Source organism: Rhizobium sp. 18055, assembly GCF_902706285.1.
Taxonomy (GTDB): Bacteria; Pseudomonadota; Alphaproteobacteria; order Rhizobiales; family Rhizobiaceae; genus Rhizobium.
Genome location: NZ_CACSKD010000200.1, coordinates 1 through 477 on the forward strand (window position 1 = coordinate 1; position 477 = coordinate 477).

At 67.1% G+C, this 477-nt stretch carries 1 protein-coding gene; it reads right to left on the bottom strand.

Annotated features, from left to right (window positions below; translation table 11 throughout):
- Window positions 1-3: 3 nt before the first annotated feature.
- A partial coding sequence (locus GVL52_RS31915) for a carbonic anhydrase (RefSeq protein WP_160012716.1) occupies window positions 4-477 on the bottom strand: 474 nt, incomplete at its 5' end.

The following is a 477-nucleotide window of genomic DNA, read 5'->3' on the forward strand; positions in this document are numbered from 1 at the left end:
GTTCTACCCTCGGCGGCGGTCCGCCACCCCCTGCACCGCGCGCTGGTAGACCGCATCCAGGTTCTGCGTCCCCGACACGGTCATGTTCAGGTTGTTGATCAGCCCGTCCTTCAAGCCGTAGCACCAGCCATGCAGCGTCACCGTCTGCCCCCGCGCCCAGGCGTCGGCGATCACCGTCGTCTGGGCCGTGTTCATCACCTGCTCGATCGCATTCAGCTCGCACAGCACGTCCATCTGCCATTCCACGGGCGTCGCGGCGATCAGCGCCTTGTGGCGGTCGCGCACGTCCTTCACGTGGCGGATCCAGTTGTCGGCGAGCCCGACGCGGATGTCCTCCAGCGCCGCGCGCACGCCGCCGCAGCCGTAATGGCCCACCACCATCAGGTGCTCCACCTGCAGCTGGTCCACCGCATACTGGATGGTGGAGAGGCAGTTCAGATCCGTGGGCACCACCACGTTCGCCACGTTGCGGTGCAC